General features: G+C 73.7%; 22 protein-coding genes and 7 tRNA genes. 11 read left to right on the top strand and 18 right to left on the bottom strand.

Annotated features, from left to right (window positions below):
- Positions 1-20 precede the first annotated feature (20 nt).
- From thrS to BU197_RS26095, 3 genes are all read right to left on the bottom strand, one after another.
- Complete coding sequence (gene thrS / locus BU197_RS26105) at positions 21-1,997, bottom strand: threonine--tRNA ligase (RefSeq protein ID WP_188267098.1); 1,977 nt, start codon at positions 1,995-1,997, stop codon at positions 21-23.
- A 228-nt stretch (positions 1,998-2,225) separates the two neighbouring features.
- Positions 2,226-3,713 (bottom strand): hypothetical protein, encoded by a 1,488-nt coding sequence (locus BU197_RS26100; RefSeq protein ID WP_411158536.1) that lies wholly within the window; start codon positions 3,711-3,713, stop codon positions 2,226-2,228.
- A complete protein-coding gene (locus BU197_RS26095; RefSeq protein ID WP_188266165.1) occupies positions 3,710-4,285 on the bottom strand; it encodes a DUF4365 domain-containing protein in 576 nt (191 codons plus the stop codon). The genes BU197_RS26100 and BU197_RS26095 overlap by 4 nt, the downstream gene beginning before the upstream one ends.
- Before the next feature lie 120 nt (positions 4,286-4,405).
- Here BU197_RS26095 and BU197_RS26090 point away from each other — a divergent pair, with 120 nt between their 5' ends.
- Positions 4,406-5,134 carry a 3'-5' exonuclease gene (locus BU197_RS26090; protein ID WP_188266166.1) on the top strand — a complete coding sequence of 243 codons (729 nt, stop codon included), beginning with the start codon at positions 4,406-4,408 and terminating at the stop codon, positions 5,132-5,134.
- A gap of 115 nt (positions 5,135-5,249) precedes the next feature.
- On the opposite strand, the gene BU197_RS26085 is transcribed toward BU197_RS26090, so the two are convergent.
- Positions 5,250-5,321 (bottom strand) — tRNA-Val (locus tag BU197_RS26085).
- A 39-nt stretch (positions 5,322-5,360) separates the two neighbouring features.
- Positions 5,361-5,807, bottom strand: a complete 447-nt coding sequence (locus tag BU197_RS26080) for an SRPBCC family protein (RefSeq protein WP_188266167.1) — start codon at positions 5,805-5,807, stop codon at positions 5,361-5,363.
- 94 nt (positions 5,808-5,901) lie between these two features.
- Between BU197_RS26080 and BU197_RS26075 the strand changes: the two genes are divergently transcribed.
- Positions 5,902-8,457 carry an SCO7613 C-terminal domain-containing membrane protein gene (locus BU197_RS26075; RefSeq protein WP_188270759.1) on the top strand — a complete coding sequence of 852 codons (2,556 nt, stop codon included), beginning with the start codon at positions 5,902-5,904 and terminating at the stop codon, positions 8,455-8,457.
- Positions 8,458-8,579: 122 nt separating this feature from the next.
- On the opposite strand, the gene BU197_RS26070 is transcribed toward BU197_RS26075, so the two are convergent.
- Together BU197_RS26070 and BU197_RS26065 are read right to left on the bottom strand one after the other, a co-directional pair.
- Positions 8,580-8,651 (bottom strand) — tRNA-Val (locus tag BU197_RS26070).
- A gap of 54 nt (positions 8,652-8,705) precedes the next feature.
- Complete coding sequence (locus BU197_RS26065) at positions 8,706-9,128, bottom strand: TIGR02611 family protein (RefSeq protein WP_188270758.1); 423 nt, start codon at positions 9,126-9,128, stop codon at positions 8,706-8,708.
- A 189-nt stretch (positions 9,129-9,317) separates the two neighbouring features.
- Here BU197_RS26065 and BU197_RS26060 point away from each other — a divergent pair, with 189 nt between their 5' ends.
- A complete protein-coding gene (locus tag BU197_RS26060; RefSeq protein ID WP_015032345.1) occupies positions 9,318-9,731 on the top strand; it encodes an SsgA family sporulation/cell division regulator in 414 nt (137 codons plus the stop codon).
- Positions 9,732-9,922: 191 nt separating this feature from the next.
- Positions 9,923-10,480 (top strand): CGNR zinc finger domain-containing protein, encoded by a 558-nt coding sequence (locus BU197_RS26055; RefSeq protein WP_188270757.1) that lies wholly within the window; start codon positions 9,923-9,925, stop codon positions 10,478-10,480.
- Between the two features lie 168 nt (positions 10,481-10,648).
- Here the strand turns inward: BU197_RS26055 and BU197_RS26050 are convergent, their stop codons facing one another.
- Positions 10,649-10,861, bottom strand: a complete 213-nt coding sequence (locus BU197_RS26050) for a hypothetical protein (RefSeq protein WP_188270756.1) — start codon at positions 10,859-10,861, stop codon at positions 10,649-10,651.
- A 121-nt stretch (positions 10,862-10,982) separates the two neighbouring features.
- Positions 10,983-11,396: a hypothetical protein gene (locus tag BU197_RS26045; RefSeq protein WP_188270755.1), complete on the bottom strand. Its 414-nt coding sequence runs from the start codon at positions 11,394-11,396 to the stop codon at positions 10,983-10,985.
- Positions 11,397-11,544: 148 nt separating this feature from the next.
- Between BU197_RS26045 and BU197_RS26040 the strand changes: the two genes are divergently transcribed.
- A complete protein-coding gene (locus tag BU197_RS26040) occupies positions 11,545-12,060 on the top strand; it encodes a DsbA family protein (protein ID WP_188270754.1) in 516 nt (171 codons plus the stop codon).
- A 54-nt stretch (positions 12,061-12,114) separates the two neighbouring features.
- Here BU197_RS26040 and BU197_RS26035 read toward each other — a convergent pair whose 3' ends face one another.
- The 3 genes from BU197_RS26035 to BU197_RS26025 form a co-directional block, all read right to left on the bottom strand.
- Positions 12,115-12,954 carry a GNAT family N-acetyltransferase gene (locus BU197_RS26035; RefSeq protein ID WP_188270753.1) on the bottom strand — a complete coding sequence of 280 codons (840 nt, stop codon included), beginning with the start codon at positions 12,952-12,954 and terminating at the stop codon, positions 12,115-12,117.
- 134 nt (positions 12,955-13,088) lie between these two features.
- On the bottom strand, positions 13,089-13,916 hold the full coding sequence (locus tag BU197_RS26030; protein ID WP_188270752.1) for an aminotransferase class IV: 828 nt from the start codon (positions 13,914-13,916) through the stop codon (positions 13,089-13,091).
- Positions 13,913-14,980 (bottom strand): chorismate-binding protein, encoded by a 1,068-nt coding sequence (locus tag BU197_RS26025; protein ID WP_188270751.1) that lies wholly within the window; start codon positions 14,978-14,980, stop codon positions 13,913-13,915. The genes BU197_RS26030 and BU197_RS26025 overlap by 4 nt, the downstream gene beginning before the upstream one ends.
- Before the next feature lie 375 nt (positions 14,981-15,355).
- Between BU197_RS26025 and BU197_RS26020 the strand changes: the two genes are divergently transcribed.
- The 5 genes from BU197_RS26020 to BU197_RS26000 all read left to right on the top strand — a co-directional run bounded on the left by BU197_RS26020 (position 15,356) and on the right by BU197_RS26000 (position 15,836).
- Positions 15,356-15,428, top strand: a tRNA-Gly gene (locus BU197_RS26020).
- A gap of 41 nt (positions 15,429-15,469) precedes the next feature.
- Positions 15,470-15,543 (top strand) — tRNA-Cys (locus tag BU197_RS26015).
- A 1-nt stretch (position 15,544) separates the two neighbouring features.
- A tRNA-Val gene (locus tag BU197_RS26010) sits at positions 15,545-15,616 on the top strand.
- A 34-nt stretch (positions 15,617-15,650) separates the two neighbouring features.
- Positions 15,651-15,722: transfer RNA gene (locus BU197_RS26005), tRNA-Val, on the top strand.
- Between the two features lie 39 nt (positions 15,723-15,761).
- Positions 15,762-15,836: transfer RNA gene (locus BU197_RS26000), tRNA-Val, on the top strand.
- 52 nt (positions 15,837-15,888) lie between these two features.
- Here BU197_RS26000 and BU197_RS25995 read toward each other — a convergent pair.
- From BU197_RS25995 to BU197_RS25985, 3 genes are all read right to left on the bottom strand, one after another.
- The gene (locus BU197_RS25995) at positions 15,889-16,173 is read right to left on the bottom strand and encodes a zf-TFIIB domain-containing protein (protein WP_188270750.1); all 285 of its coding nucleotides are present in this window, start codon (positions 16,171-16,173) and stop codon (positions 15,889-15,891) included.
- Between the two features lie 46 nt (positions 16,174-16,219).
- Entirely contained in the window at positions 16,220-17,386 is a 1,167-nt protein-coding gene (locus BU197_RS25990; RefSeq protein WP_317452311.1) for an aminoglycoside phosphotransferase family protein, read from the bottom strand.
- A gap of 324 nt (positions 17,387-17,710) precedes the next feature.
- Positions 17,711-17,878, bottom strand: coding sequence for a hypothetical protein (locus BU197_RS25985; protein WP_188270749.1), 168 nt, complete (start codon positions 17,876-17,878; stop codon positions 17,711-17,713).
- A 501-nt stretch (positions 17,879-18,379) separates the two neighbouring features.
- Here BU197_RS25985 and BU197_RS25980 point away from each other — a divergent pair.
- Positions 18,380-19,555 carry a serine/threonine-protein kinase gene (locus tag BU197_RS25980; RefSeq protein ID WP_188270748.1) on the top strand — a complete coding sequence of 392 codons (1,176 nt, stop codon included), beginning with the start codon at positions 18,380-18,382 and terminating at the stop codon, positions 19,553-19,555.
- A 77-nt stretch (positions 19,556-19,632) separates the two neighbouring features.
- On the opposite strand, the gene BU197_RS25975 is transcribed toward BU197_RS25980, so the two are convergent.
- The 3 genes from BU197_RS25975 to cobT form a co-directional block, all read right to left on the bottom strand.
- The gene (locus BU197_RS25975) at positions 19,633-20,451 is read right to left on the bottom strand and encodes a TrmH family RNA methyltransferase (protein WP_188270747.1); all 819 of its coding nucleotides are present in this window, start codon (positions 20,449-20,451) and stop codon (positions 19,633-19,635) included.
- An 87-nt stretch (positions 20,452-20,538) separates the two neighbouring features.
- On the bottom strand, positions 20,539-21,789 hold the full coding sequence (cobA, locus tag BU197_RS25970; RefSeq protein WP_188270746.1) for a uroporphyrinogen-III C-methyltransferase: 1,251 nt from the start codon (positions 21,787-21,789) through the stop codon (positions 20,539-20,541).
- Positions 21,790-22,008: 219 nt separating this feature from the next.
- The coding region (gene cobT, locus BU197_RS25965) for a nicotinate-nucleotide--dimethylbenzimidazole phosphoribosyltransferase (RefSeq protein WP_223184135.1) at positions 22,009-24,993 on the bottom strand (2,985 nt) is incomplete at its 5' end.

Here is a 24,993-nt window from a genome sequence, read left to right as displayed (position 1 = left end):
CGCTCACGCGGGGTTCACCGTCACACCTGGACGCGGCGCTCCACCACGTCGAGGAGCTTGGCGATGGCCTCGTCGCGCGGGATGCCGTTCTCCTGCGAGCCGTCGCGGTAACGGAAGGAGACCGTGCCCGCGTTCATGTCGTCGTCGCCGACGATGACCATGAACGGCACCTTCTGGCGCTGCTGGTTGCGGATCTTCTTCTGCATGCGGTCGGAGGAGGCGTCCACCTCGACCCGCAGGCCCTTCTTCTTCGCGTCGGCGGCGAACTCCTGGAGGTACTCGACGTGCGAGTCGCCGATCGGGATGCCGACCGCCTGCACCGGGGCGAGCCACGGCGGCATGGCGCCCGCGTAGTGCTCAAGGAGCACCGCGAAGAAGCGCTCGATCGAACCGAACAGGGCGCGGTGGATCATGACCGGGCGCTGCTTGGTGCCGTCCGGGGCGGTGTACTCCAGGTTGAAGCGCTCCGGCAGGTTGAAGTCGAGCTGCACGGTCGACATCTGCCAGGTACGGCCGATGGCGTCGCGCGCCTGCACGGAGATCTTCGGGCCGTAGAACGCGGCGCCGCCCGGGTCGGGGGTCAGCGGGAGGCCCTGCTTCTCCGCGACCTGCTGGAGGACGGAGGTGGCCTCCTCCCAGACCTCGTCGGAGCCGACGAACTTCTCCGGGTCCTTGGTGGAGAGCTCCAGGTAGAAGTCGGTCAGACCGTAGTCGCGGAGCAGGTTGAGGACGAAGGTGAGGGTCCGGTCCAGCTCCTCCGCCATCTGCTCGCGGGTGCAGTAGATGTGCGCGTCGTCCTGGGTGAAGCCGCGGGCCCGGGTCAGACCGTGGACGACGCCGGACTTCTCGTACCGGTACACCGTGCCGAACTCGAACAGGCGCAGCGGCAGTTCACGGTACGAGCGGCCGCGCGCGTCGAAGATCAGGTTGTGCATCGGGCAGTTCATGGGCTTGAGGTAGTAGTCCGTACCACCGTCGAGCTGCATGGGGGGGTACATGCCCTCCGCGTACCAGTCCAGGTGACCGCTCTTCTCGAAGAGGGCGCCCTTGGTGGCGTGCGGCGAGTAGACGAACTCGTAGCCCTCCTCCTCGTGCCGGCGGCGCGAGTAGTCCTCCATGGTCCGGCGGATGATGCCGCCCTTGGGGTGGAAGACCGCGAGACCGGAGCCGATCTCGTCCGGGATGGAGAAGAGGTCCAGCTCGTTGCCGAGCTTGCGGTGGTCGCGCTTCTCGGCCTCGGCGAGGAAGTCGAGGTGCGCCTTCAGCTCGTCCTTCGACGGCCAGGCGGTGCCGTAGATGCGCTGGAGCATCGGGTTCTTCTCGCTGCCGCGCCAGTAGGCGGCCGCGTTGCGCATCAGCTTGAACGCCGGGATGTTCCGGGTGGTGGGCAGGTGGGGACCGCGGCAGAGGTCCTTCCAGCACAGCTCGCCGGTCTTGGCGTCGAGGTTGTCGTAGATGGTCAGCTCGCCGCCGCCCACCTCGACGTCGGCGCCGTCGTCGGTGGAGGCGGAGCCCTTGATGCCGATGAGTTCGAGCTTGTACGGCTCGTCCGCCAGCTCCGCGCGGGCGTCCTCGTCGGTCACCACGCGGCGGGCGAAGCGCTGGCCGCGCTTCTGGATCTCCTGCATCTTCTTCTCGATGACCTTGAGGTCCTCGGGAGTGAAGGGCTTCTCGACGTCGAAGTCGTAGTAGAAGCCGTCCCGGACCGGCGGGCCGATGCCCAGCTTGGCCTCGGGGAACAGTTCCTGCACGGCCTGCGCCATGACGTGGGCGGTCGAGTGGCGCAGGATGTCGAGACCGTCCGGGGAGGAGATCTCGACGCCTTCGACGACATCGCCGTCGGCGAGCGCGTACGACAGGTCCTTCAGCTCGCCGGCCACGCGGGCGGCGATGACGGTGCGGTCGTCGGCGAACAGGGCGCCGGCGGTGGTGCCCGCGCTCACCGTCCTCTCCTCGGACTCCGAGGCGGACTGGACGGTCACACGGACTTCTGACACGGGTACTCCATACATAGGGGCGCAGGCAGACACGAGGTGCCGGCGTCGGCGGTGCGCGGCAGAGACGAGGTGCCGCGCACGCCCGATCCTACCGAGGGGTCCGCCCGCCCCGCGAAACGGTTTCACCCGGCACGGGGGCCGGTGCCGTCCCGGCCCGGGGACGGCCGGGGCTCAAGGGTCCTCCTCGTCCGGGTCGCCCCGTCCGGCTTCCCCGGCCCCGTCCCGGCCTCAGGAGGCGTCCTCGTCCGGGTCGGGGGGCTCCTCGAAGAAGTCGGGGTTCTCCTGGAGCGCCTTCATCAGCCGGTCCCGCTCCGTCTCGTCGACCTGGACGGGGACGAGCCCCGTCGGATCGCTCAGCCGCCGGAAGCCGCCCCGGCTCTCCAGCCTGCCCTCGACCCGGACCGGGAGCCCGACGAGATGGGCGTGGCCCGCCGTGCGGTAGGCCTCCTCGTCGAGGGTGACCCGGACGTGCGGGACCTCCGCCCCGCCGAGCACCCTCAGACGTACGGTGCCCTCGCCGCGCGGCCCCGAGCGGCGCATCCGGACCACGGCCCCGGTGAGCCGGACCGGGACGGAGGGCTCGTCGGTGAGGTAGCGGGCACCCGCCTCGCGCAGGGCGGGCAGGTCGCCCGGGGAGAACTCGACCGGTTCGGGCCGGGCGGCGCAGCCCTCGGGTGTCCCGGCGGACGGTGCCCACGCCAGGGCGACGCGGGCGCCCTCGGTGCCCCGGACCAGGGCGACGAGGGCCTCGGTGAGTTCACGGCTGACGCCCGCCGCGACGGCCGCGTCGAAGGCCTCCATGCCTCCGGTGGTCCGCTGGTAGTCGGTGGCCTCGCGGGCCGCGTGCAGGGCGTGGTGGAGCCGTACGGCGACCGGCCGGCAGGGGTCGAGCGGCAGGAAGGCGGTGAGACCGTGCCCGTCGGAGGCGGCGCCGACGACGACCGGTTCCAGGGAGGCGCGGGCGGGGCGCCGGTGGCGGGCGCCGTGGTAGCCGGCCCGGCCGCGCACCGCGAGCGCCCCGGCGAGCAGCAGGCGCCGGGCGGCGGTCGCCAACTGTTCCCGCACGTCCCAGGAGACCGTGCCCGCGGGGCCCTGGGGCACCTCGCGCCACCAGCGGATCTCGTCGCTGGGCACAGCGAGGCCGGTGAGGACCTCGCGGGCGGAGGGCGCGGCGCTGCGGGCGAGGGCGTCGAGCGCCTCGCCGAGCAGGTCGTCGCAGTCCGGGAAGGCGCGGTTCTCGGGGACCAGGAGGCTGGTGCCGGGGGCGTCGCCGGGCGGGGTCCAGCGGCCGAAGCGGCCGGGTGCGCCGCCGCGCCGCCGCCAGCCGTGGCGGGCGAGGAGCGCGCCGAGGACGCACGGGTCGACCCTGCCGGGGTCGGGGGTGTCCCGGAGAGCGGCCCAGGGTTCGCCGGGCGGGGCGGGGGCCCTGGTCCTGGGCCCGGGGAAGACGCCGGGCAGCGGATGGGGCCGATGGGACGGGGGCACGGGTCCGCGCCCGGTCCCGTACGGGCTCCGCTCCTGCCCCGGTTCTGTCCCGTACGGGTCCCGTCCGGGTTCCGAGCGGGTGCCGTAGGGGTCCCGTCCGGAGGCCCGGTCGCTCCCGTACGGGTCCCGTCCGGGGTCCGGGTTGGTCGCGCGGGGGTCGGGTCCGGGCTCCCGGTCGGTCCCGTACGGGTCCTGTCCGGGGTCCGGGTCGTCGATCGGCCGGTGCATCAAGGTCTCCCTCCCCCGCCGACCCGGGTCATGATCCCGCAGAGTGCCCGGTCGTCGAAGATCCGTGTCGTGGGGACGCGGACGGTGGTCCTGCGCCGTCCCGTGACCGGGTGTCCGGCCAGATTGGTCCAGTAACAGCAGTGCCGCAGGTCGAGCCGGTCGTGGTCCGCCCTGAGCCAGTCCTCGGGGTTCCGGGGGACGAGCATCACGACCAGGATCTTGTGGACGGCCACCGGGGTCCTGGCGAGCTTCACCAGGTGGTCGTTGTCGAGGGTGAACGAGAACGCCCCGGACGCGTTCCCCGGGGTGCGCGGCGGTATCTGGTAGGTGCACTTGAGCTGCACCTTGATGGTCACTTCGTCGTCGACGGTGTGGCCGGGAGCGCTGTGGCTCACATGCCAGTCGATGCCGTTGTCCGGAAAGGGCTGGGAGAGCGAGCAGCCGGCCGCGGCGGCGACGGCGTGCAGGTATCCCACTTGGAGGGTCTCCATGCAGGCGGTGGTGGCGAGTGAGCCGCGCGTCGGAGTGGTCCGCTGGGACGGCAGCCCTCCCGACTCGGGCTGGGCGAGCGCCATGTGTTCTTCCTTCCCCGTCCCTTCTGTTGTGACCGGTCCGCGTACGGCGCAAACGGTCCGGGTATCACCCTTTCGGGCAGGGGGTTGGCCATCTGCCGCACGTGTGCAGGGAGTTCAGGGATGACGTTGCACTGGTTCGAGGGGCCCCTGGCCGCTTTCGACACGGAGACCACGGGAGTCGACGTCGAGGGCGACCGGATCGTGTCGGCCGCTCTCGTCGTGCAGGACACGGCGGGGGCGCGGCCGAGGGTGACGCGCTGGCTGGTCAATCCGGGCATACCGGTACCCGAGGGAGCCACGGCCGTCCACGGTCTGACGGACGATCACCTCCAGCGGAACGGGCGCTGGCCGTCCCCGGTGATGGAGGAGCTGGGCCGGGCGCTGGCCGAGCAGTCGGCGGCGGGTCGGCCGCTGGTGGTGATGAACGCGCCGTTCGATCTGACGATCCTCGACCGCGAGCTGCGCAGGCACCGGGCGTCCTCGCTCGGCGCCTATCTGGGGGGCGCCCCGCTGTGCGTGCTGGACCCGAGGGTCCTGGACAAGCATCTGGACCGGTACCGCAAGGGCCGTCGGACGCTGACCGACCTGTGCGACCACTACGAGGTGGAGCTGGCGGGCGCCCACGACGCGGCGGCGGACGCCACGGCGGCGCTCGATGTCGTACGGGCGGTGGCGCGGCGTTTCTCCTCCCGTCTGGAGCGGCTGACTCCGCCGGAGCTGCACACCCTTCAGGCGGTGTGGCACGCGGCGCAGGCACGCGGGCTCCAGGCGTGGTTCACGCGCCAGGGGACGCCGGAGACGGTGGACCCGTCGTGGCCGCTGCGGCCGGAGCTGGGGACGGCGGCGTGAGGGGCCGAGGGGGCCGTCGCGGCGGCACGGCCCGGCGCCGTGACGGCCTGGCGGCACGATGATCTGACGACATGACAGAGGCCGGTCCGTCTTTCGACGGACCGGCCTCTCCCGGTGGGCGATACTGGGATCGAACCAGTGACCCCTTCGGTGTGAACGAAGTGCTCTCCCGCTGAGCTAATCGCCCGGGAACGGGTTGAACCATACAGGCCCGCGCGCCCTCCGTTCAAACCGATGACAGCCGGGCGGCGAGTCCCCGTCGCCCGCGGCGCATCATCCAGGCGTGGTTGGCGCGGAAGAAGGGCCTGCCGGGGAAGGCGAGGGCCCGCAGGAGGCGCGCGCGGACCTCCACCTCCTGCTCGTAGAGCGCCCGGGTGCCGGTCCCCTCCGGGGCGAGGGTCCAGCGGGCCCAGCCCTCCAGGTCTCCGCCGAGGGCGGCTTCCAGGACCCGCGCCCCGGGGTCGCGGCGCACGGCGCGGACGGTGACGTGGAGGTCGTAGGGAAGCAGGGAGCGGAAGCGGGCGGCGCCGGTGGTGTCGTCGAGGGGGACGACCTCGCGGACCTGGGGCCACCAACGGGGGTACTCCTCGGCGTGGTCGAGGACGGCCCAGACCGCCTCGGGCGGGGCGGCGAGCCGCCAGACGCTGCGGAAGCGGTACCGGCACCAGTCCATGCCCCCAGTGTGGACGTACTCAGATGGCGCGGGCCGGGGAAATGAGTACCGGGACGCATTCCCCTCTTCTATGGCGGGGGCCACACTCCGACGCATGGACACTTCCCTGCCGCCCGCGGACGAACTGGTGCTCGTCGATCGCGAGCTGGCCCGACTCGACGCGCGCCGCTCCCAGTTGCTGGCCCGGCGCGCCTGGCTCCTCCAGGTCCTCCGCCCGCCGGTCGCGTCGGCGGCGCCTCTCCCGTTCGCGCCGGTGGCGGATTCCACTCCGCGCGGTACGCAGAACGTGCTGCTGACCCTCGGCGGCACGCTGCTGACCATCGCCGCGGTCGCCTTCACCCTGGTGAGCTGGGGTTCGATGGGGATCGGCGGCCGGGCGACGGTGCTCGCCGCGGTGACCGCGGCGGCCTTGGCGGCGCCGGTGGTGCTGTCGCGCAAGGGGCTCGGGTCGACGGCCGAGTCGGTGGCGGCCCTCGGGCTCGCCCTGACGGTGCTCGACGCGTACGCCCTGCACCGGGTGGCGCTGCCCGGCGCGGACGGTCTCGGGTACGCGGCGGCGGCCTCGGCCGTCCTCGCGGGCGCCTGGGCTGCGTACGGGATGGGGCTCCCCCGGCTGCGGGGGCCGTTGCCCGCAGCGATGGCCGCCGGGCAGCTGCCACTGCCGCTCGGGGTGCTGGCGGCGGGCGGCGGGCCGACGGCCTTCGCGTGGGCGGCCCTGGTCACGGCGGCGGCGGACGGCGCGGTGGCGTCGTGGAACCGTCCGGCGGACTCGGTACGGATCACGGCCGTGTCCGGGGCGACGGTGCTGGGCGGCTGGGCGCTGCTCATGGGCGGCTCGCTGTCGCTCACGGCTCCGTGGAGCGGCGCGGCGCTGCTCCTCGCCTGTACGGCGGTGGCGCTTCGCGCGGTCCTGCGGACGCCCTCGCTGACCCTGGCGGGCGGTCTTGTCGCGGGAGTGGCGGTGGCGGCGGCCTTCGGCGGGCTGCTGCGTGCCGGGCTCCCCTCCGACTGGACGGTGCCGGGGTACGTGCTGTGCGGTCTCGCGCTGGCGTCGGTGTGGCGCGCGGGCGTCTTCGGTGCCCGGCTGCCGGACGGGATACGCGAGGGGCTCGCGTACGCGGGAGGCACCGTGGGCGCGCTCGGGCTGCTGTGGGCGCTGCCGCCGGTCGTGACGGGGGCGCTGGGGCCGCTGGGGCGGCGGACGGAGGTCTGGTCGGGCGAGCACTCCGCCCCGCTCCTCCCCGCGCACCCGGGAACGGCCCTCCTGGTCCTGGCGGTGAGCGCGGCGGCCCTGATGTGGGTCCCCCGGGTCTGGGCCCGGCGCGGCGGCCTCGTCCTGACCTGGGGCCTGCTGACGGCCGTCCCGGTCACCCTGGGGTGGGGGTACGCGCCGACGCTCGTCCTGCTGCTCCTGACGGCGGCGGGCTCCCTGTGCGGCGCCGTGTGGCCGGAGGCGCTGACCCGGGGGCTCACGCGACCGGACGACGGGACGGCGCCGGAGGTGGCCACCAACGGTGCGGCGCCGGACGGGACGGTTGGGGACGGTGCGTCGCCGGGTACGACGGCGGCGGACGTACGGACCGCGGGGGCGGCGGCTCAGGACGGGATCGCGGGGGTCACGGCTCCGGGCACGGCGGCTCACGGCGGGGCTCCGATGGGGGCGGCCCCGGGCGCCGGGGCCCCGGCGGCGGACGTGGTTCTCGGGTGGACGGCGTTCGCCGGGGGGCTGGTGTCCGCCGTGGGGGCGATGGCGCTCTCGCTGGACGTCCGGGGGGCCACGTTCGCCGTGCTCGGTGTGGTGTGCGCGCTGCTCGTGGGCGTGGCGGTGCGCGCGGGGGACGAGCGCCGGGTGGTCGCGGCCTGCGGCGCGGTGCTCGTGGCGGCCGGGCTGGTGGGGGCGGGGGCGGCGGCATGCGGGGTCGGGGCCCGGGGGACGGCGCTCGCGCTGCTGCTGGTCCCGGCGGCGACGGCGTACGTCGGCGCCAAGGCCCGGCCGGTGGCACTGCCGGTGGAGATCACCGGTGGCGCGGTGGGTCTGGTGGCGGTGGGGCTCTCGGCGTCCCGGCCCGCGTTCCACGCGCTCGTCCTGGCGCTCGGCGGGGTGATCGCGGCGGCGACGGCGCTGCGGCCCGAGCGGCGGCGGTTCGCCTCGTGGACGGCGGCGGCGCTGTTCCTGCTCGCCGCGTGGATCCGGCTCGGGGTGTGGGGGGTGACGGCCCCGGAGGCGTACACGCTGCCGGTGACCGTGCCCGCGCTCGCGGTCGGCTTCCTGCGGCGGCGGCGGGACCCGGAGGCCTCCTCCTGGACGGCGTACGGCCCCGGGCTCGCGGTGACGCTGCTGCCCTGTCTCGCCGCCGCCTGGGCGGATCCGGACTGGCCGCGACCGCTGCTCCTGGGGGTGGCCGCGCTGGTGGCGACCCTGCTGGGGGCGCGGTTCCGGCTCCAGGCGCCGCTGCTGATCGGCGGGGCGGTGCTGGTCCTTGACGGGCTGCACGAGCTGGCGCCGTTCGTGGTGCAGGCGGTGGGCGCGCTGCCCCGCTGGCTGCCGCCGGCCCTCGCCGGGCTGCTGCTGCTCGCGGTGGGCGCCACGTACGAGCAGCGGCTGCGGGACGCACGGAGGCTGCGGGACCGGGTGGCGCGGATGCGGTGAGCGGGAACCGGGTGGCACCGGGGTTTCCCGGTGCCACCCGGCAGCACCCGGCAACACTGGAAAATGCCGGGAAACGCCGAAGGCCCGGAGACGTTTTCCGTCTCCGGGCCTTCGGTCCGGGGTGGGCGATACTGGGATCGAACCAGTGACCCCTTCGGTGTGAACGAAGTGCTCTCCCGCTGAGCTAATCGCCCCGGTGCACCGCAAACATTACCGCATGTCAGCGGTGCTCCCGAACCACCTTCAGGTCACTCGTCGATCTTCCACGGCATGACGAGGCCGAACTTCCAGAGGTAGACGCCGAGCAGGACGCCGATGATCACCAGGCCGATGGCGGTGAGGATGATGTTGCGGCGCCGGACCCGGGGGTCGAGCGCGCGCTGTGCGGCTTCGGTCACCTTGCGCTTGGTCCAGCGGAGCACGAGTTGTGCCCAGACGAACTCGGTGGCCCAGATCGCCATGCCGGCGAAAATGACCAGCCAGCCGGGGCCCGGGAGTGGGAGCATGACCACCCCCGCGGCGACCACGGCGAGTCCCACGATGAAGACACCGACCTGCCAGCTCAGGTGCAGGGTCCGCCGGGACTTGATGAACTCCGGTGCGCGGGATCCCAGTTCGGCTGCCTGGCCGTCTGCGGATTCCCCCCTGCGCTCGTCACTCTCCGCATTCATGGCCCCAACTTACCGGACGGCGACCTCTCGCCGGGAGGGCGCTATTACCCCAGGTCACACGCCACCATCCGAGCTACCTGAACGATCACAAAACCGACAGAGGGGTTTACAACGACCCCAGAGGTGGCATGTCGATTTCGCCGACGTGCGAATCCCCGAGCGCACACTGAGCGAAAGGCCCTGGCGCTTATGAACACCACGGTCAGCTGCGAGCTGCACCTGCGCCTCGTTGTGTCGAGCGAGTCCTCACTGCCTGTACCCGCGGGCCTGCGGTATGACACGGCCGATCCCTATGCCGTGCACGCCACCTTCCACACCGGAGCCGAGGAGACGGTCGAGTGGGTCTTCGCCCGCGACCTTCTCGCCGAGGGGCTGCACCGGCCCACCGGCACGGGCGACGTCCGAGTCTGGCCCTCCCGCAGTCACGGGCAGGGAGTCGTCTGCATCGCACTCAGCTCTCCCGAGGGAGAGGCCCTGCTCGAGGCCCCGGCGAGGGCCCTGGAGTCGTTCCTGAAGCGGACCGACGCCGCCGTGCCACCGGGCACCGAGCACCGGCACTTCGACCTCGATACGGAGCTCTCCCACATCCTGGCCGACAGCTGAGCCAGGCAGAGAGCCGCACGGCGCCGTCCGACTCGGGGCGACGGCACCGTACGGGCAGTCACAGAGGCATGACGACGGCGCTCTCCACCGCGCAGCCGGCGCGGTGGAGAGCGCCGTTGTCCGTTTCCCGGTCGCGCTAAAGTCAGCGCCACTCCGCGGGCGCCCGCCCGTGGCCGGCCAGGGAGCGAAACGTGCTGATCCCCCACGACACCCGGATCGCCCTCGACACCGTCGTCGATCTGATGAACACCGCGTCCCAGGGCGACCGGGCCGACGGGCTCGCCGATCTCGCGGGGCTGTACGTCTTCCTGGGGGCCCACAAGGTCAGCGATGTGGGCGAGCTGGGCCCCGACGATCTGCGGGCCGTCCGCCGGGTGCGGGAGAAGTTCGCGGCGGTCTTCTCCGCGCCCGAGGCCCGGATCGCGGCGCCGCTGATCAACCAGCTGGTGGCGAGCGCGGGCACCACGCCCCAGCTCACCGATCACGACGGCTACGACTGGCATGTGCACTACTTCGCGCCCGGCGCCTCCGTAGCGGACCATCTCGCGGCGGACTGCGGGATGGCCCTCGCCTTCATCGTCGTGGCGGGCGAGCAGGAGCGGCTGCGGCGCTGCGAGGCGCCGGACTGCGGCCGTGCCTTCGTCGACCTCTCCCGCAACCGCTCCCGCCGCTACTGCGACAGCCGCACCTGTGGAAACCGACTGCATGTGGCCGCCTACCGCGCACGCCGCAAGGAAGCGGCGGGCTGACGCCCACCGGACACGGGGTCACGGCACGGGCGCGGCGCGAGACGAGACCGCCGGGCGGACCCCTCCGCGCGGGTCGCGTTACGGAACCACGGCACCGGGACCACGACACCGGAGCCGGGACCGGGGCGCGGCACGGGACCACGGCATGGCGCGGCGCCTCAGCGCTGGTCACAGCATGAAGAGGTCGTGCACGGCGGCCGCGAGGAGCAGACAACCGATCACCCCGAGGAAGATCATGAGGGGTGGCTGGGAGAGGGCGAACAGACAGCCCCGGGGCTCTTCGGCGGGGGCATCGGCACGAAGGCCGACGGTGGCGTCGACAGGGGCGTCGGCGACGGTATCGGTGGCGGCGGGGGCGGTCTCCCGCGAGGTATCCAGCATCTCGGAGGGATGATCGCGCACACCGAGGGCGGGACCTCCCCAATACGCCCCCTGTCAGGGGCTGTTCACTCCTTCCCGTGGATCACCAGTCCGGGACGGACACCGGAACCGCCAGAAGTGATCAGATTCCGTGCTTCTTCAGAATCGCCTCGATATCGCTGAAGTCGTCGCCCGCGCTCTGTCCCGCAGCGGGCTTGGCCTGCACGGCACGCGGCGCCGAAGCCGCCGGAGCCGCGGCTCTCCCCTTCGTCGCCCCTTCGACGGGCTCCGCGCGGCCCTCCCGGCGCCGCTCGACGGCCCGGGTGGCCAGGAACAGCAGCCACGAGGCGCCGAGCACGCCGAAGCCCGCCCAGGCGACCGGGCTGAACGCCGTCTGCGTGGCCCACCGCACGGCGCCCGTCATCACGAGGCCGAGGGGCACCAGGGCGTAGGCCGCGGTCCGGGCGGCGGACAGGAAACGCTTCCGGTACGCCGCGATGGCGGCAATGCCCAGGCCCGCCGCGGAAACCGCGGCGCAAAGGGTCTCGGCGAGCATGCGGTCCTCCAGATCACGGGTGATACGTCCCTTCCATCCTGCACCGACCCGGCGGTCCGAGGCCATGCCTCCCGGCCGGTCTCAGGGAGATCTCCGGGTCGTCCCCTCCGGATCTCCTCCCCAGGTCCCGGTGAGGGAGACTGCTCCCATGAGTGACACCACCACCGCGTCCCCCTCCCCCGTCGTCCTGGAGGCGTGGTTCGACCTCCAGTGCCCCGACTGCTTCCGGGCGCTCGACGACGTCCGCGCGCTCCGCGAGAAGTACGGCGACCGGCTCGACGTACAGCTGCGCCACTTCCCGCTGGCGAAGCACAAGCACGCGTACGCCGCCGCACAGGCGGCGGAGGAGGCCTTCGAGCAGGGCAAGGGCTGGCCGTACACGGAGGCGCTGCTCGCCAGGACCGACGACCTCGCCGACCGGGGCGAGCCGGTGCTCCTGGAGATCGCCGGTGAACTGGGCCTGGACGCCGAGGAGTTCGACACGGCCCTCATCGACGGCCGGCACCTCCTGACCGTCGACGCCGACGAGGCCGAGGGCAAGGCGATCAAGGTCACCGGCACCCCGACGTACGTCGTCGACGGCGAGCGGCTGGACGGCGGCCAGAGCCAGGAGGGGCTGCGGGAGCGCATCGAGGAGATCGTCGACCGCCTCCTGAAGAGCTGACGCCGGTCCGGTCTCCGGGGCCCCTGGCCAAGGCCCCGGAGACGGGACCGCCCCCTACAGCAATTCCTTCGCGCTGTTGACGTAGGTCGTGCGGTAGCCCAGGGACTCGTAGAGCCGGATCGCCGGGGTGTTGCCCGCGAAGACGTGCAGCCCGAGGCGGGTGTCCCCGGCCTCCCGGGCGACGCGCTCGGCGAGGAGCATGAGCGCCCGTCCGTAGCCGCGCCCCCGGTACTCCTCCTCGACCTCGATGTCGTACACGAAGGCCGCCCACCGCCCCGGTTCGAGTTCGATCCGTCCGGTCCACAGGAAGCCGGCGGACCGCCCGTCCGCGACGACCACGTGGATGGCGACGCCGGGCGTGGCCAGGCCCTCGGGGAGGTACTTGCGGTGGCTGTCCTCGGCCTTGGCGCGTGCCTGGTCCTCGGGGACGCCCCGGTCGATCCAGCTCTGCGCGAAGACGTCCCCGGCCCGCGCCTTCCAGACCTCGAACTCGTCCGCGTCCATCGGCCGGACCTCGACGCCCCCGGGCAGGGCCGGGGGCTCGGCGGGCAGTTCCTTGACCATGTTCCGGCTGCGCTCGGTGTAGCCGAGGGAGCGGGCCGTCCGCAGCCCGGCCTCGGCGTCGGCGGGCACCGATATCTGCACCTCGACGCAGCCCCAGGAGCGCAGCACCTCCTCGGAGGCGAGCGCCGCGACGGTGCCCCGGCCCCGCCGCCGGTCCGGCTCGTCGATGGCGAGGCGCTCGATCAGCCCCGAGGCGGCGCCGAATCCGGGGTCGGTGGCGAGATGGACGGAGCCGACCCGGCGGCTGTTCACACACACGTCGTAGGTGCGGGAACGGCCACCGTCGGGCCTCTGCTGAAGCGGCTCGGCCGGCCGCAGGGTGGTGGTCATCAGAGGAGTTCTACCCACCCCGGGCCGGTCCGTCATCCGGTTTTACGGCGGATCCGGGTCCCTTCAGGGGCGCGGTCCCGGTCCTCTCAGGGGCGCGGTCCCCGGCTCCCCTAGGGGTCGTGGGTCCCGTCCTCTCAGAGGCGCGGGTCCCGGTCCGCCGCCGCGCGCTCCTCGAAGGTCCGCATGGCCTTGGCGGTGACGGGCCCCGGCGCCCCGGGCAGTTCGCGTCCGTCGACCCGGCGCACCGCCTGGACGTCCCGGAGCGTGGAGGTGAGGAAGATCTCCTCGGCGCTCTCCAGGACCTCCAGCGGCAGATCGGTCTCCACGGCGCCGGTCCACTCGACGGCGAGGGCTCGGGTGATGCCCGCGAGGCAGCCGGAGGAGACCGGCGGGGTGAGGATCCGCCCGTCGACCACGACGAAGACATTGGATCCGGTGCCCTCGCAGAGCCGCCCGACCGTGTTGGCGAAGAGCGCCTCGGACGCGCCCGCCTCCCGCGCCCTCGCCAGGGCGACGACGTTCTCGGCGTACGAGGTGGTCTTGAGGCCGGTGAGGGCGCCGCGCTCGTTGCGCGTCCAGGGGACGGTGACCACGGCCGTGGTGTCGGGACGGCGGGCGGTCTCGCCGAGGGCGACGACGAGGCTGGTGCCGGATTCGCCGCGCTCGGAGCCGAGCGGGGAGAGCCCGCCGGTGTACGTGATGCGGAGCCGCCCCAGGGGCATCGGGTTGGCGTCCAGGACGGCGGCGCAGGCGCGGCGGACCTCGTCGAGGTCGGGGTCGGGCAGCCCGAGACCGCGTGCGGAGCGGGTCAGGCGCTCCAGGTGAAGGGTGAGAGCAAACGTTTCTCCTCGTTCGGCCTTGACCGTCTCGAAGATTCCGTCGCCGACGGTCAGCCCGTGGTCCAGTACGGAGACCCGGGCGGCCTCCTCGTCGTACAGTCCGCCGTTGACCCAGAGTTTCATCGAGAGATGGCCTTTCCGCTCGCCCCGAGGGCGCCCGATTCGTAGGCGCCCGACGCTATCGCGACGAGCCGGGCCGCCTTGAGTTCGGTCTCCTCCCACTCGCGCTCGGGGTCCGAGCCCCAGGTGATCCCCGCGCCGGTGCCGAAGCGCAGCACGCCCTCCGGGTGGTCGATCCAGAAGGTGCGTATGCCGACGGCCAGCTCGGCGGTGCCCGCGTCGGCGTCCACCCAGCCGATCCCGCCGCAGTAGGGGCCGCGCGGGGCGGTCTCCAGGGCTTCGATGATCCGCAGCGCGCTCGACTTGGGCGCGCCGGTGACGGAGCCGGGCGGGAAGGTGGCGGCGAGGAGTCCGGGCCAGCCCGCGTCCTCGCGCAGCAGTCCGGTGACCGTGGAGACGAGGTGGACAAGGCCCGGGTGCTCCTCGACGGCGCAGAGGGCGGGGACGGCGACGGAGCCGGTCTCGCTGACGCGTCCCAGGTCGTTGCGGACCAGGTCGACGATCATCACGTTCTCCGCGTGATCCTTGGGGAGGAGGTCGGCGGCGGTCCTGCCCGTTCCCTTGATGGGGCCCGAGGAGATCAGCGCCCCCTCCTTGCCCAGATACAGCTCGGGGGAGGCGGTGGCGATCTCCACGCCGTGCGCGGGCAGCCGGATCGTCCCCGCGTAGGGAGCGGGGTTGCCGCGCGCGAGGAGCGAGGTGAGGGCGTCGACGTCGGCGGAGGCGGGGTCCGGCAGCGGCGCGGTCAGCACCCGGCAGAGGTTCGCCTGGTAGACCTCGCCGCGCGCGATGTGCTCGCGCACGCGCCGGACGCCCGCGACGTACGCGGCGCGGTCGAGCGAGGACGTCCAGTCACCGGCGGCCGGTCCACGCCAGGCGCCCGGGACGGGCGGCGGGACCGGGTCGGGCCGTACGTCTCCGAAGCGGGCGCAGGTCAGACGCCCTTCGAAGTCCGCGCAGACGGCCCAGAAGCCGGCGGAGTCCAGGGCCTCGGGGTCGTGGGTGACATCCCGGAGGTCGGTCGCGACGAGGCCGCCGAAGCGGGCCAGAGGAGCTAGGTCGTACACGCGTCGAGTCTAGGTCGGCCACGGGAGCGGCACGGGAGGCCGGGGCGTGGCCCTCGGGCGGGAGGCCGCGCCGGGCGCCTGAGCCGGGAGGCCGTGCCGGGGCCGGGAGGCCGTGCCGGGGCCGGGAGACAAGGTCGGGGGTGGGAGCCGGAGACGGGGCGGGGGACGGAGCCGGGGAGGTGGCCGGGGGCGGCGGCTCCCCGCCACCCCGGGAACACGCCGGGTGAACGCCTCGCGAACCCCGTGGGACCCCCGGCCGGGCGGGTGGATCGGCGCGCAGGTCAGCACGCTGCGGAAACGCGTTTTTGTGCTGGCCCAGGAATCCGCTAGAGTTCAACACGTCGCCGGGACGCGCAAGCGAAACGGAAACGACAAGCGGACGTGGCTCAGTTGGTAGAGCATCACCTTGCCAAGGTGAGGGTCGCGAGTTCGAATCTCGTCGTCCGCTCGATGTGGGGGATCTTCCCGAACCCCTGTATTCACACTCCTGGTGGAGTGGCCGAGAGGCGAGGCAACGGCCTGCAAAGCCGTCTACACGGGTTCAAATCCCGTCTCCACCTCCAAGGACGATTAGCTCAGCGGGAGAGCGCTTCCCTGACACGGAAGAGGTCACTGGTTCAATCCCAGTATCGTCCACTGGACCTTCGGGTCCTGGATCTTCGGATCCCCCGCGCGATTAGCTCAGCGGGAGAGCGCTTCCCTGACACGGAAGAGGTCACTGGTTCAATCCCAGTATCGCGCACGCAGTACGCAGTACCTTCGGGTAGCTCGTGTGCACCCCGCGCGATTAGCTCAGCGGGAGAGCGCTTCCCTGACACGGAAGAGGTCACTGGTTCAATCCCAGTATCGCGCACCACCAAGAAGCCCCCGGCCGCATTTCGCGGCCGGGGGCTTCGTCGTTCCTCCGGTCAGGAGGAGAAGAGCAGCCGTCCGAAGCCGCGTTGACGGTAGTGACCGCCGCCGTGGTGACCGCCGTGGTGCGGGGCACCCCAGGCGGGAGCCGCGGGGGCGGGCTGCGCCGGGTAGGCCGGCGGGGCGGGCGGAGCCTGCTGGACCCACTGGGACTCCAGCCGGGTCAGGGCCTCCAGCTCGCCGTAGTCCAGGAAGATGCCCCGGCAGCCGCTGCACTGTTCTATCTGGACGCCGTTGCGGTTGTACGTGTGCATGGCCGCGTGACACTTGGGGCACTGCATGGTCGGCTCAACTCCCTGGCTACGCCGTTCGAATGGTGGCTTCACCTTACGTGGACGCCGAAGGGCCGCCGTCGGTTCGGGAACCGGCGATACGGGCGCAGGTCTCGATCATCACTTCCTCCACCTCGTCGAGCGCCCGGCCCTCGGCGGTCGCCTTCGCGAGGGCCAGTGCCGCCGTCTGGACCGTCAGGGCGCGGGCCGGGACGTCGAGTCGGGCCCAGGGGTCGGCGCCCACGGCGGGACCTTCCGCTTCCTGGTACGCGCCGAGGAACCGGGACCAGACCTCCGGGGGCAGCAGACCGGCGGCGAACCAGGCGGCTGGACGGGCGAGATCCCAGGCCGGGTCGCCGAGACCGAGGTCGTCGACGTCGATCAGCCGCCAGGATCCGGCGGACGCGGGCCGGACGTCACGGACCAGTTGGCCCAGGTGGAAGTCGCCATGGCAGAGGAACCGGGGGCCCGAGGCCTCCCGCTCCCCGGGGACGGTGCGCCAGGCGGCGCGGACCGTCGCGGCGGCCGGATGGTCCGGGGCCGCCGCCTCCATCCGCCCGACCGCGAGGGCCGCCTTGAGCGGCGCCCGCATCCCCGGAAGCCGGAAGCCCCCGCCGGGCGGCGGCGTGCGATGCAGCCGGGCCAGCAGTCCGCCTGCCTCCTCCCAGGGCGCGGCATCGGGATCCACCGGGTCGACGGGCGGGCCGTACGGCCAGAGGGAGACGGGGCGCCCGTCCAGCTCAGGGGGCGGAAGCGGGCGACCACCGGGCAGGAAGGAGCCGCCGTCGGGTGGGGTCGGGCCATCGCCGGGTGGGGTCGGGCCATCGCCGGGCAGGAGAGGGCCGTCGGATACGGCCGGCCCCTCGGGCAGGGCGAGTCCTCCGGGTCCGGCCGGGTCCCCGGGCCGCCCCTCCGGCCCCTCGGGCGCGCCCGGGTCCCCCCGGAAGGGACGGAGCGGCGGGAGGAGGGTGCCCGAGAGGGACGGGTGGGCGGCCAGGGTCAGACGGGCACGGTGCGCCCCGGGGTCGGTGTCGGGGGCGTGCGCCTTGGCGACCACTCCCCCGTGACGTACGACCGTGCCGTCGTCCCGGTCGGCGAGCACCCCGATCCGCCCCTCGGGGCAGTGGCAGGGGGCGCCGGGCCGGTGGGCGACGGCGCGCGCGACGCCCGCGAGGCGCTCCGGCAGAGACGTGCGCGGGCGGGGCGAGGCGGTGGGTTCCACCCGGGGAGCGTACGGAACGGGGCCGGGAACGCGCGAGGGCAGGTCACGGCTCCCGGCCGAGACAGGGCGTGGACGCGCGAAGGCACGTCACGGCCCCCGGCCGAGACAGAGCGTGGACGCGCGAGGGCCGGTCGGCTCCGTCGCGAGGCAGGGTGTGGACGCGCGGGCGGCCGTCGGCTTCCCGGCGTACGGAGGGGGAATGCGCGAGGGCCGGTCAGCTCCCCAGCTGACCGGCCCTACGCTGCCGTCCGCCGCACCCCCGTCCCCACGGGGCTGATGGCCGGATGATTCGACCCGGGCCGCTCTCCCGGGTCCGGGGCGCCGTCAGCGCCCCAGCATCACGCCCACGGACGACGCCTGTGTGACCACCGCGTCCCAGCCGCCGAAGACGACTACGAGCAGGGCCGCGAGAGGAAGGACCATGGCGGTGGCCACCAGGGGGTGACGGCGGCCCGAAGGCCGGGGGGTCGTCCGCGGTGCCGTGAAAGCCATGGTTCCTCTCCAGTCAGTGAATGAGCGGCGGGTGCTTGACCTCGGGGGACGAGTGCCGCACCCGCCGCTTGACCTCAAGATTAGGGAGCGGGGAACCCGGGGACGTCATGCCCGCGTACCGACTTGCGGGCCTCCAGGAGGATGACACCCGTCCCCCCGATGTACTCCCATGGGTGGAGACCGGGAGTGCCGAAACCCGGGTCTTCCCGGAGGGGTCGCGGGACGAAGCCCCCATGGGGTGACATCGGTCACTCCCCGGGGCCGCGTACGCCCGTCCCGCTCCCCCGGGGGCGCCGGGCTCGCCCTCCGGGGCCCGTCCCCGTTTCCGACCGCACGTCAAGTGACGTGCGAGGGAGGGCGGTTGACCCGGAGTGCCGGAGCGGGCCCCGGGAGGCCTCCGCCCCGGTGCCGATAATCGATCCGGTGCGAGGGCGCGGCCTATGAGCACGTACGGGCGCCCTTACGTAAGCTGTGCCACGTCGAACGGACGAGGGGACGGACATGGCGATGATGCGGCTCCGGCGCGAGGATCCGCGGATCGTCGGGTCGTTCCGGCTCCACCGCAGGCTGGGGGCCGGAGGGATGGGTGTCGTGTACCTGGGCTCCGACCGGCGCGGACAGCGGGTGGCGCTCAAGGTGATCCGGCCCGATCTCGCGGAGGACCAGGAGTTCCGGTCGCGGTTCGCCCGTGAGGTGTCGGCCGCCCGGCGCATCCGGGGCGGCTGTACGGCCCGGCTGGTCGCCGCCGATCTGGAGGCCGAGCGGCCCTGGTTCGCCACCCAGTACGTCCCCGGGCCCTCGCTGCACGACCGGGTCGCCGAGGAGGGCGGGCTGCGCGCCGCCGACGTGGCCTCGATCGGGGCGGCGCTCTCGGAGGGGCTCGTCGCGGTCCACGAGGCGGGAGTGGTGCACCGGGACCTGAAGCCCTCGAACATCCTGCTCTCCCCCAAGGGCCCCCGGATCATCGACTTCGGCATCGCCTGGGCCACCGGGGCCAGCACCCTCACCCATGTCGGCACGGCCGTCGGCTCGCCCGGATTCCTCGCCCCCGAGCAGGTCCGCGGCGCGGCCGTCACCCCGGCCACCGACGTGTTCTCGCTCGGCGCCACCCTGGCGTACGCGGCGATGGGCGACTCCCCCTTCGGGCACGGCAGTTCCGAGGTCATGCTCTACCGGGTGGTGCACGAGGAGCCGCAGCTGAACGGGGTGCCGGACGCGCTGGCGCCGCTGGTCCGGGCCTGTCTGGCGAAGGATCCCGAGGACCGTCCCAGCACGCTTCAGCTGTCGATGCGGCTCAAGGAGATCGCGGCGCGCGAGGCGCAGGGGCTGCCGGTCTCCCGGCCGCCCTCGCAGCGGGAGCGGGCGGAGGAGCGGCACACCAACCGGCTGACCGAGCGTTACACGGAGCGGGACACCCGGGGCCGGGACGGAGAGCGGCCGACCGAGCGGGAGCGCGGGCGTGGCCCCGCCGCGGCGGTACGGCCCTCGGCCGGTCCCCGTACGGGGGGTGCGCGGGTGCCCGCGTCCCGGCCCGGCACCCGGCCAGGGGCGCGGAGCACGTCGACCGGCCGGCGGCCGGCCAACCCCCGGCTGCTGCGGCAACGGCTCTTCGTCTTCGTGGTCGTGACGCTGATCGTGGCCCTGGGCATCGCCGCCGCGCAGGCACTCCAGGGCTGACCCGGCGACACGAGGAGAGCGGGCCCCCTTCCGGGTGGGCCCGCTCTCTTCGCGTCCGGAGTGGTGCGCGGGTGCCGCTACGCCTCGGGGCGGCCGGTGGCGACGGCGTAGAAGGCGACGGCCGCCGCCGCTCCCACGTTCAGCGAGTCGACGCCGTGGGCCATCGGGATGCGGACCCACTCGTCGGCGGCGCGCAGGGCCTGGGTGGAGAGGCCGTCGCCCTCGGCGCCCAGCATCAGGGCGACCCGGTCGAGCCGGTGCGGGGCCGCCTCGTCGATCGAGGTCGCCGTCTCGGCGGGGGTCAGCGCGAGCAGCTTGAAGCCCGCTTCCCGTACGGTCTCCAGACCGCGCGGCCAGCTCTCCAGACGGGCGTACGGGACGGAGAAGACCGCGCCCATCGACACCTTGACGGAGCGCCGGTAGAGCGGGTCGGCGCAGTCCGGGGAGAGCAGGACGGCGTCCATGCCCAGCGCGGCGGCGCTACGGAAGATCGCGCCGATGTTGGTGTGGTCGTTCACCGACTCCATGACGACCACCCGGCGGGCGCCGCCCAGCAGGTCGGCGGCGTCCGGGAGCGGCTTGCGCTGCATGGAGGCGAGGGCGCCCCGGTGCACGTGGTAGCCGGTGACGCGCTCGGCGAGGTCCGGCTGGACGGCGTACACCGGAGCGGGGACCTCGTCGATGACGTCCCGCATCACGTCGACCCACTTGGCGGAGAGCAGCATGGAGCGCATCTCGTACCCCGCCTGGCGGGCGCGGCGGATGACCTTCTCTCCTTCCGCGATGAACAGGCCTTCGGCCGGTTCGCGTCTGCGGCGCAGTTCGACGTCGGTCAGGCCGATGTAGTCGCGCAGGCGCGGGTCGTCGGGGTCGTCGATCGTGATGAGTTCGGCCACGAGGTGATACTGCCTTGTCCGGGGTGGGGTGCCAATGGTGTGCGAGGGGTCCTGTTACCCCTGGTTACTCCTGGGTGGGCGTCGTGGTCACCGCGTCCTGCGGTCGGGGCCCTCGGCGACCACCGGGCCGATCACGATGACGGCGGGCGGGCGGACCTCCTGCGCGACGACGGTCTCCGCGACCGTCGCCAGGGTGGCGTCCACCCGGCGCTGGGCCGCCGTGGTGCCTTCCTGGACGAGGGCGAGCGGCGTCTCGGGGTCCTTGCCGTGGGCGATGAGCGCCTCGGCGATCCTGCCTATCTTGTCGACGCCCATGAGGATCACCAGCGTGCCGGTCAGCTTGGCGACCGAGGCCCAGTCGACGAGGGAACGCGGGTCGTCGGGGGCCACATGGCCGCTGACCACGGTGAACTCGTGGGCCACGCCCCGGTGGGTGACCGGGATGCCCGCCGCACCCGGCACCGAGATGGAGCTGGAGATGCCCGGCACGACCGTGCAGGCGATGCCCTCGGCGGCCAGCGCCTGCGCCTCCTCCATGCCCCGGCCGAAGACGAACGGGTCGCCGCCCTTGAGGCGGACCACGGACTTGCCCTGCTTGGCGTGCTCCACCAGGGCGTTGTTGATGGCCTCCTGGGCCATGAACCGGCCGTACGGGATCTTCGCCGCGTCGATCACCTCGACGTGCGGGGGCAGTTCGTCCAGGAGGTCGCGGGGGCCGAGGCGGTCCGCGATGACCACGTCCGCCTCGGCGAGGAGCCGCCGTCCGCGCACGGTGATCAGGTCCGGGTCGCCGGGACCGCCGCCGACCAGGGCGACGAAGGGGATCCGCGCGCGCTGCTGCGGCGCCGCGAGGGAACCGTCCCGCAGCCCCTCGACGATCGCGTCCCGCACGGCGGCGGAGCGGCGGGGGTCGTGGCCGGTGAGGACGGCCACGGTCACGCCCTCGCCGCGGCCGGTGGCCGGGGTCCAGGCGGTGGCCGCCTCGGCGTCGTCCGCGCGGACGCACCAGGTGCGGTTCCGCTCGGCCTCGGCGGAGGCGGCGGCGTTGGCCGCCGGGTCGGTGGTGGCCACCAGGGCGTACCAGGCGTCGGCCAGGTCGCCTTCCTCGTAGCGGCGCCGGGTCCAGGTGATCTCGCCCGCCTCGGCCATCGCCTCCACGGAGGGGGTCGCGGACGGGGAGATCAGGGTGAGGTCGGCGCCCGCGGCGATCAGGGCGGGCAGCCGCCGCTGGGCGACCTGGCCGCCGCCGAGGACGACGACGCGGCGGCCGGCGAGGCGCAGTCCGACGGGGTAGGCGGGGTGCGTCGCGTTCTCGGCGCGGTCGGCGTGCTCGGCCATGGGTGAGCGGCTCCTCGGGGATGGCGTGGGCGGGCCGCTGCGGCTCTGAAGCGGCTGGTGGGACACGGTGTTCGAGTCCCACGATATCCGTGACCCGGGGGCGTCACTCCGCGACGGACGTCCCGGTGGCGGGAGTGCCGGGCGGCGCCGGGAAGCCGGTGTGCCTCCCGCCCCGGTCGGGCGGGAGGCACAGGGGTCCGGGCGGCGCGCCGGGGCGGGCTACTTCTCGGTGACGCCCGCCGAGTCGAACGTGGCCACGTCGTGCATCGCACGGGCCGCGCTCTGCACCAGCGGCAGGGCGAGCAGCGCGCCCGTGCCCTCGCCGAGGCGCAGGTCCAGATCGACCAGGGGGCGCAGGCCCAGCTTGTTGAGCGCGGCCACGTGGCCGGGCTCGGCGCTGCGGTGCCCGGCGATGCAGGCGGAGAGCGACTCGGGGGCGACGGCCCGCGCGACGAGCGCCGCCGCGCCGGTGGAGACGCCGTCGAGGATGACCGGGGTACGGAGCGAGGCCCCGCCCAGGATCAGCCCGACGAGGGCCGCGTGCTCCAGACCGCCGACCGCCGCGAGGACGCCGATCGGGTCCTCCGGGTCCGGCTTGTGCAGGTCGAGGGCGCGCCGGACCACGTCGACCTTGCGGGCGTGGGTCTCGTCGTTGATGCCCGTGCCCCGGCCGGTGACCTCGGCCGGGTCCACTCCGGTGTAGACCGAGATCAGGGCGGCGGACGCGGTGGTGTTCGCGATGCCCATCTCGCCGGTGAGGAGCGCCTTGTTGCCCGCGGCGACCAGATCGCGGGCGGTCTCGATGCCGACCTCGATCGCGGCGAGCACCTCCTCGCGGGTCATCGCGGGGCCGGTGGAGAGGTCTCCGGTGCCCGCGCGGACCTTGCGGGGCAGCAGGCCCGGGGTGGCCGGGAGGTCGGCGGCGACGCCCACGTCGACGACGCAGACCTCGGCGCCCACCTGGTTGGCGAAGGCGTTGCAGACCGCTCCCCCGCCGAGGAAGTTGGCCACCATCTGGGAGGTGACCTCCTGCGGCCAGGGGGTCACGCCCTGGGCGTGCACCCCGTGGTCACCGGCGAAGATCGCGACGGCGGCGGGCTCGGGGATCGGCGGCGGGGAGACCCGCGAGAGGCCCGAGAGCTGCGCGGCGATGATCTCCAGCATGCCGAGGGCGCCGGCCGGCTTGGTCATCCGCTTCTGGCGTTCCCAGGCCTCGCCGAGCGCCTTGGCGTCCAGCGGGCGGATGTTGGCGACGGTCTCCTGGAGCAGGTCGTGCGGCTCCTCGCCGGGCAGGGCCCGGCGGCCGTACGTCTCCTCGTGGACGACCCAGGCCAGCGGGCGGCGCTTGGACCAGCCCGCCTGCATCAGCTCGGGCTCCTCGGGGAACTCGTCGACGTAGCCGACGCAGAGGTACGCGACCACTTCGAGGTGCTCGGGGAGGCCGAGGGTGCGGACCATCTCGCGCTCGTCGAAGAAGCTGACCCAGCCGACGCCGAGGCCTTCGGCGCGGGCGGCGAGCCAGAGGTTCTCGACGGCGAGCGCCGAGGAATACGGGGCCATCTGCGGCTGCGTGTAGCGGCCGAGGGTGTGCCGGCCGCCCCGCGTGGGGTCGGCGGTCACCACGATGTTGACCGGGGTGTCGAGGATGGCCTCGATCTTCAGTTCCTTGAACTGCTTCGCCCGTGCCTTGGGCAGCGACTTGGCGTAGGCCTCGCGCTGACGCTGGGCCAGTTCGTGCATCGTCTGCCGGGTCTCGGCGGAGCGGATGACGACGAAGTCCCAGGGCTGCGAGTGGCCGACGCTGGGGGCCGTGTGGGCGGCCTCCAGGACGCGGAGCAGCACCTCGTGCGGGATCGGGTCGGAACGGAAGCCGTTACGGATGTCCCGGCGCTCCCGCATGACCCGGAGCACGGCCTCACGCTCGGCGTCGTCGTAGCCGGGGGCCGGAGCGGAGTCCACGGCGGGGGTGGGCTCTTCGCCGGGGGTGGACTCGGCGCCGGGGGTGGGCTCGGTGTGGGGGGTGGGCTCGGTGTGGGGAGCCGTCTCGGCGTCGGGGGCGTTCTCCGCGTCGAGGGTGTTCTCCGCGTCGGCGGCGGGAGCGGTTACGACGGCGGGAGCGGTTACGGCCTCGGCGGCGGTCGCCGGGGCGGGCTCCGCTTCGGCGGCGGGGGCGTCGGGGTCGGCGTCGGCGCCGGAAGCAGCGGTGACGGCTTCAGGGGCCGGGGAGGTCTCGGGGGCCTCGGTGTTCTCCGGTGCCTCGGTGCTCTCCGTGGCCTCAAGGGTCTCCGTGGCCCCCGAGGTCTCCGTGATCTCGGAGTTCTCGGTGGACTCGGTCGCCCCAGGGGCCTCAGGAGTCTTGGTGGACTCGGGAGTCTCAGCGGCCTCAGGGGCATCGGCAGCCGCAGGGGCCTCAGCCGTCTCGACAGCCTCGGCCATCTCAGCCTTCTCAGCCGTCTCGACAGCCTCGGAGGTCTCCGTGGCCTCGGCAGCCACAGGGGCTTCAGAGAGAGCCGTGGCCTCAGAGGTCCCAGCACCCTCGACCGCCACAGCACCCTCGGCGGTCACAGCGACCTCATGAGCCTCAGGGGCCTCAGACTTCCCAAGGGCCTCGGAAGGCTCCACGCCCTCCGTGCTCTCCACGCCCTCCGTAACCTCCGTGCCCTCAGGAGACGCGGAAGCCTCCGGAGTCGCCTGACTCTCCGGCTCCTCCGCAGCCACCCCCGGGGCCTCGGCACCGGTCTCGGCCTCAGGCTCGGTCCCGGTCTCGGCGGCCACGGCGGCAGGCTCGGCCTCGCCCGGCACATCGGCGGCCTCGGCGTCCGGTGCGGACTCCGCCTCCGCCGGGGCCTGTTCGGCCTGCGGCTGCCCGGTCCCGGCCACGGGGTCCGACTTCTCCGGCGCGGACGACGGCTCCTCGGCCACCGCTTCGGCCGGAATCGCGCCGGGCGTCCGCGTCTCGGCTTCCGGCAGTGCCTCGGGAGCGGCCGTCTCGGCGGCGGGCTCCCCCGGCTCCTCGGCCGTCTCCGCGGACTCCGGCTCGGCCGCCGAAGTCCCGGTGGTCGCCGCGGACTCGGCGGGCTGTTCCGGCTCCGCCGCGACGGCGGGCCCGGCCACGGCTTCCGCCGACACGGCGGCGGCAGGCTCGGCCGCGCGCGGCGCGGGGACGGTGACGACGGTGACCTCGGGCGCGATGACCTCGGCGGG

Source organism: Streptomyces sp. CBMA291, assembly GCF_014596525.1.
Lineage (GTDB): Bacteria > Actinomycetota > Actinomycetes > Streptomycetales > Streptomycetaceae > Streptomyces.
This window is presented reverse-complemented; position numbering and strand designations above follow the sequence as displayed.

Excerpts from the sequence above, each read along its gene's own strand:
- BU197_RS26095 (WP_188266165.1), bottom strand. The coding sequence starts at position 4,285 with ATGGCGCTCGCCCAGCCCGAGTCGGGAGGGCTGCCGTCCCAGCGGACC.
- BU197_RS26090 (WP_188266166.1), top strand. The coding sequence starts at position 4,406 with ATGACGTTGCACTGGTTCGAGGGGCCCCTGGCCGCTTTCGACACGGAG.
- BU197_RS26080 (WP_188266167.1), bottom strand. The coding sequence starts at position 5,807 with ATGGACTGGTGCCGGTACCGCTTCCGCAGCGTCTGGCGGCTCGCCGCC.
- BU197_RS26075 (WP_188270759.1), top strand. The coding sequence starts at position 5,902 with ATGGACACTTCCCTGCCGCCCGCGGACGAACTGGTGCTCGTCGATCGC.
- BU197_RS26065 (WP_188270758.1), bottom strand. The coding sequence starts at position 9,128 with ATGAATGCGGAGAGTGACGAGCGCAGGGGGGAATCCGCAGACGGCCAG.
- BU197_RS26060 (WP_015032345.1), top strand. The coding sequence starts at position 9,318 with ATGAACACCACGGTCAGCTGCGAGCTGCACCTGCGCCTCGTTGTGTCG.
- BU197_RS26050 (WP_188270756.1), bottom strand. The coding sequence starts at position 10,861 with ATGCTGGATACCTCGCGGGAGACCGCCCCCGCCGCCACCGATACCGTC.
- BU197_RS26045 (WP_188270755.1), bottom strand. The coding sequence starts at position 11,396 with ATGCTCGCCGAGACCCTTTGCGCCGCGGTTTCCGCGGCGGGCCTGGGC.
- BU197_RS26040 (WP_188270754.1), top strand. The coding sequence starts at position 11,545 with ATGAGTGACACCACCACCGCGTCCCCCTCCCCCGTCGTCCTGGAGGCG.
- BU197_RS26035 (WP_188270753.1), bottom strand. The coding sequence starts at position 12,954 with ATGACCACCACCCTGCGGCCGGCCGAGCCGCTTCAGCAGAGGCCCGAC.
- BU197_RS26030 (WP_188270752.1), bottom strand. The coding sequence starts at position 13,916 with ATGAAACTCTGGGTCAACGGCGGACTGTACGACGAGGAGGCCGCCCGG.
- BU197_RS25995 (WP_188270750.1), bottom strand. The coding sequence starts at position 16,173 with ATGCAGTGCCCCAAGTGTCACGCGGCCATGCACACGTACAACCGCAAC.
- BU197_RS25985 (WP_188270749.1), bottom strand. The coding sequence starts at position 17,878 with ATGGCTTTCACGGCACCGCGGACGACCCCCCGGCCTTCGGGCCGCCGT.
- BU197_RS25980 (WP_188270748.1), top strand. The coding sequence starts at position 18,380 with ATGGCGATGATGCGGCTCCGGCGCGAGGATCCGCGGATCGTCGGGTCG.
- cobA (WP_188270746.1), bottom strand. The coding sequence starts at position 21,789 with ATGGCCGAGCACGCCGACCGCGCCGAGAACGCGACGCACCCCGCCTAC.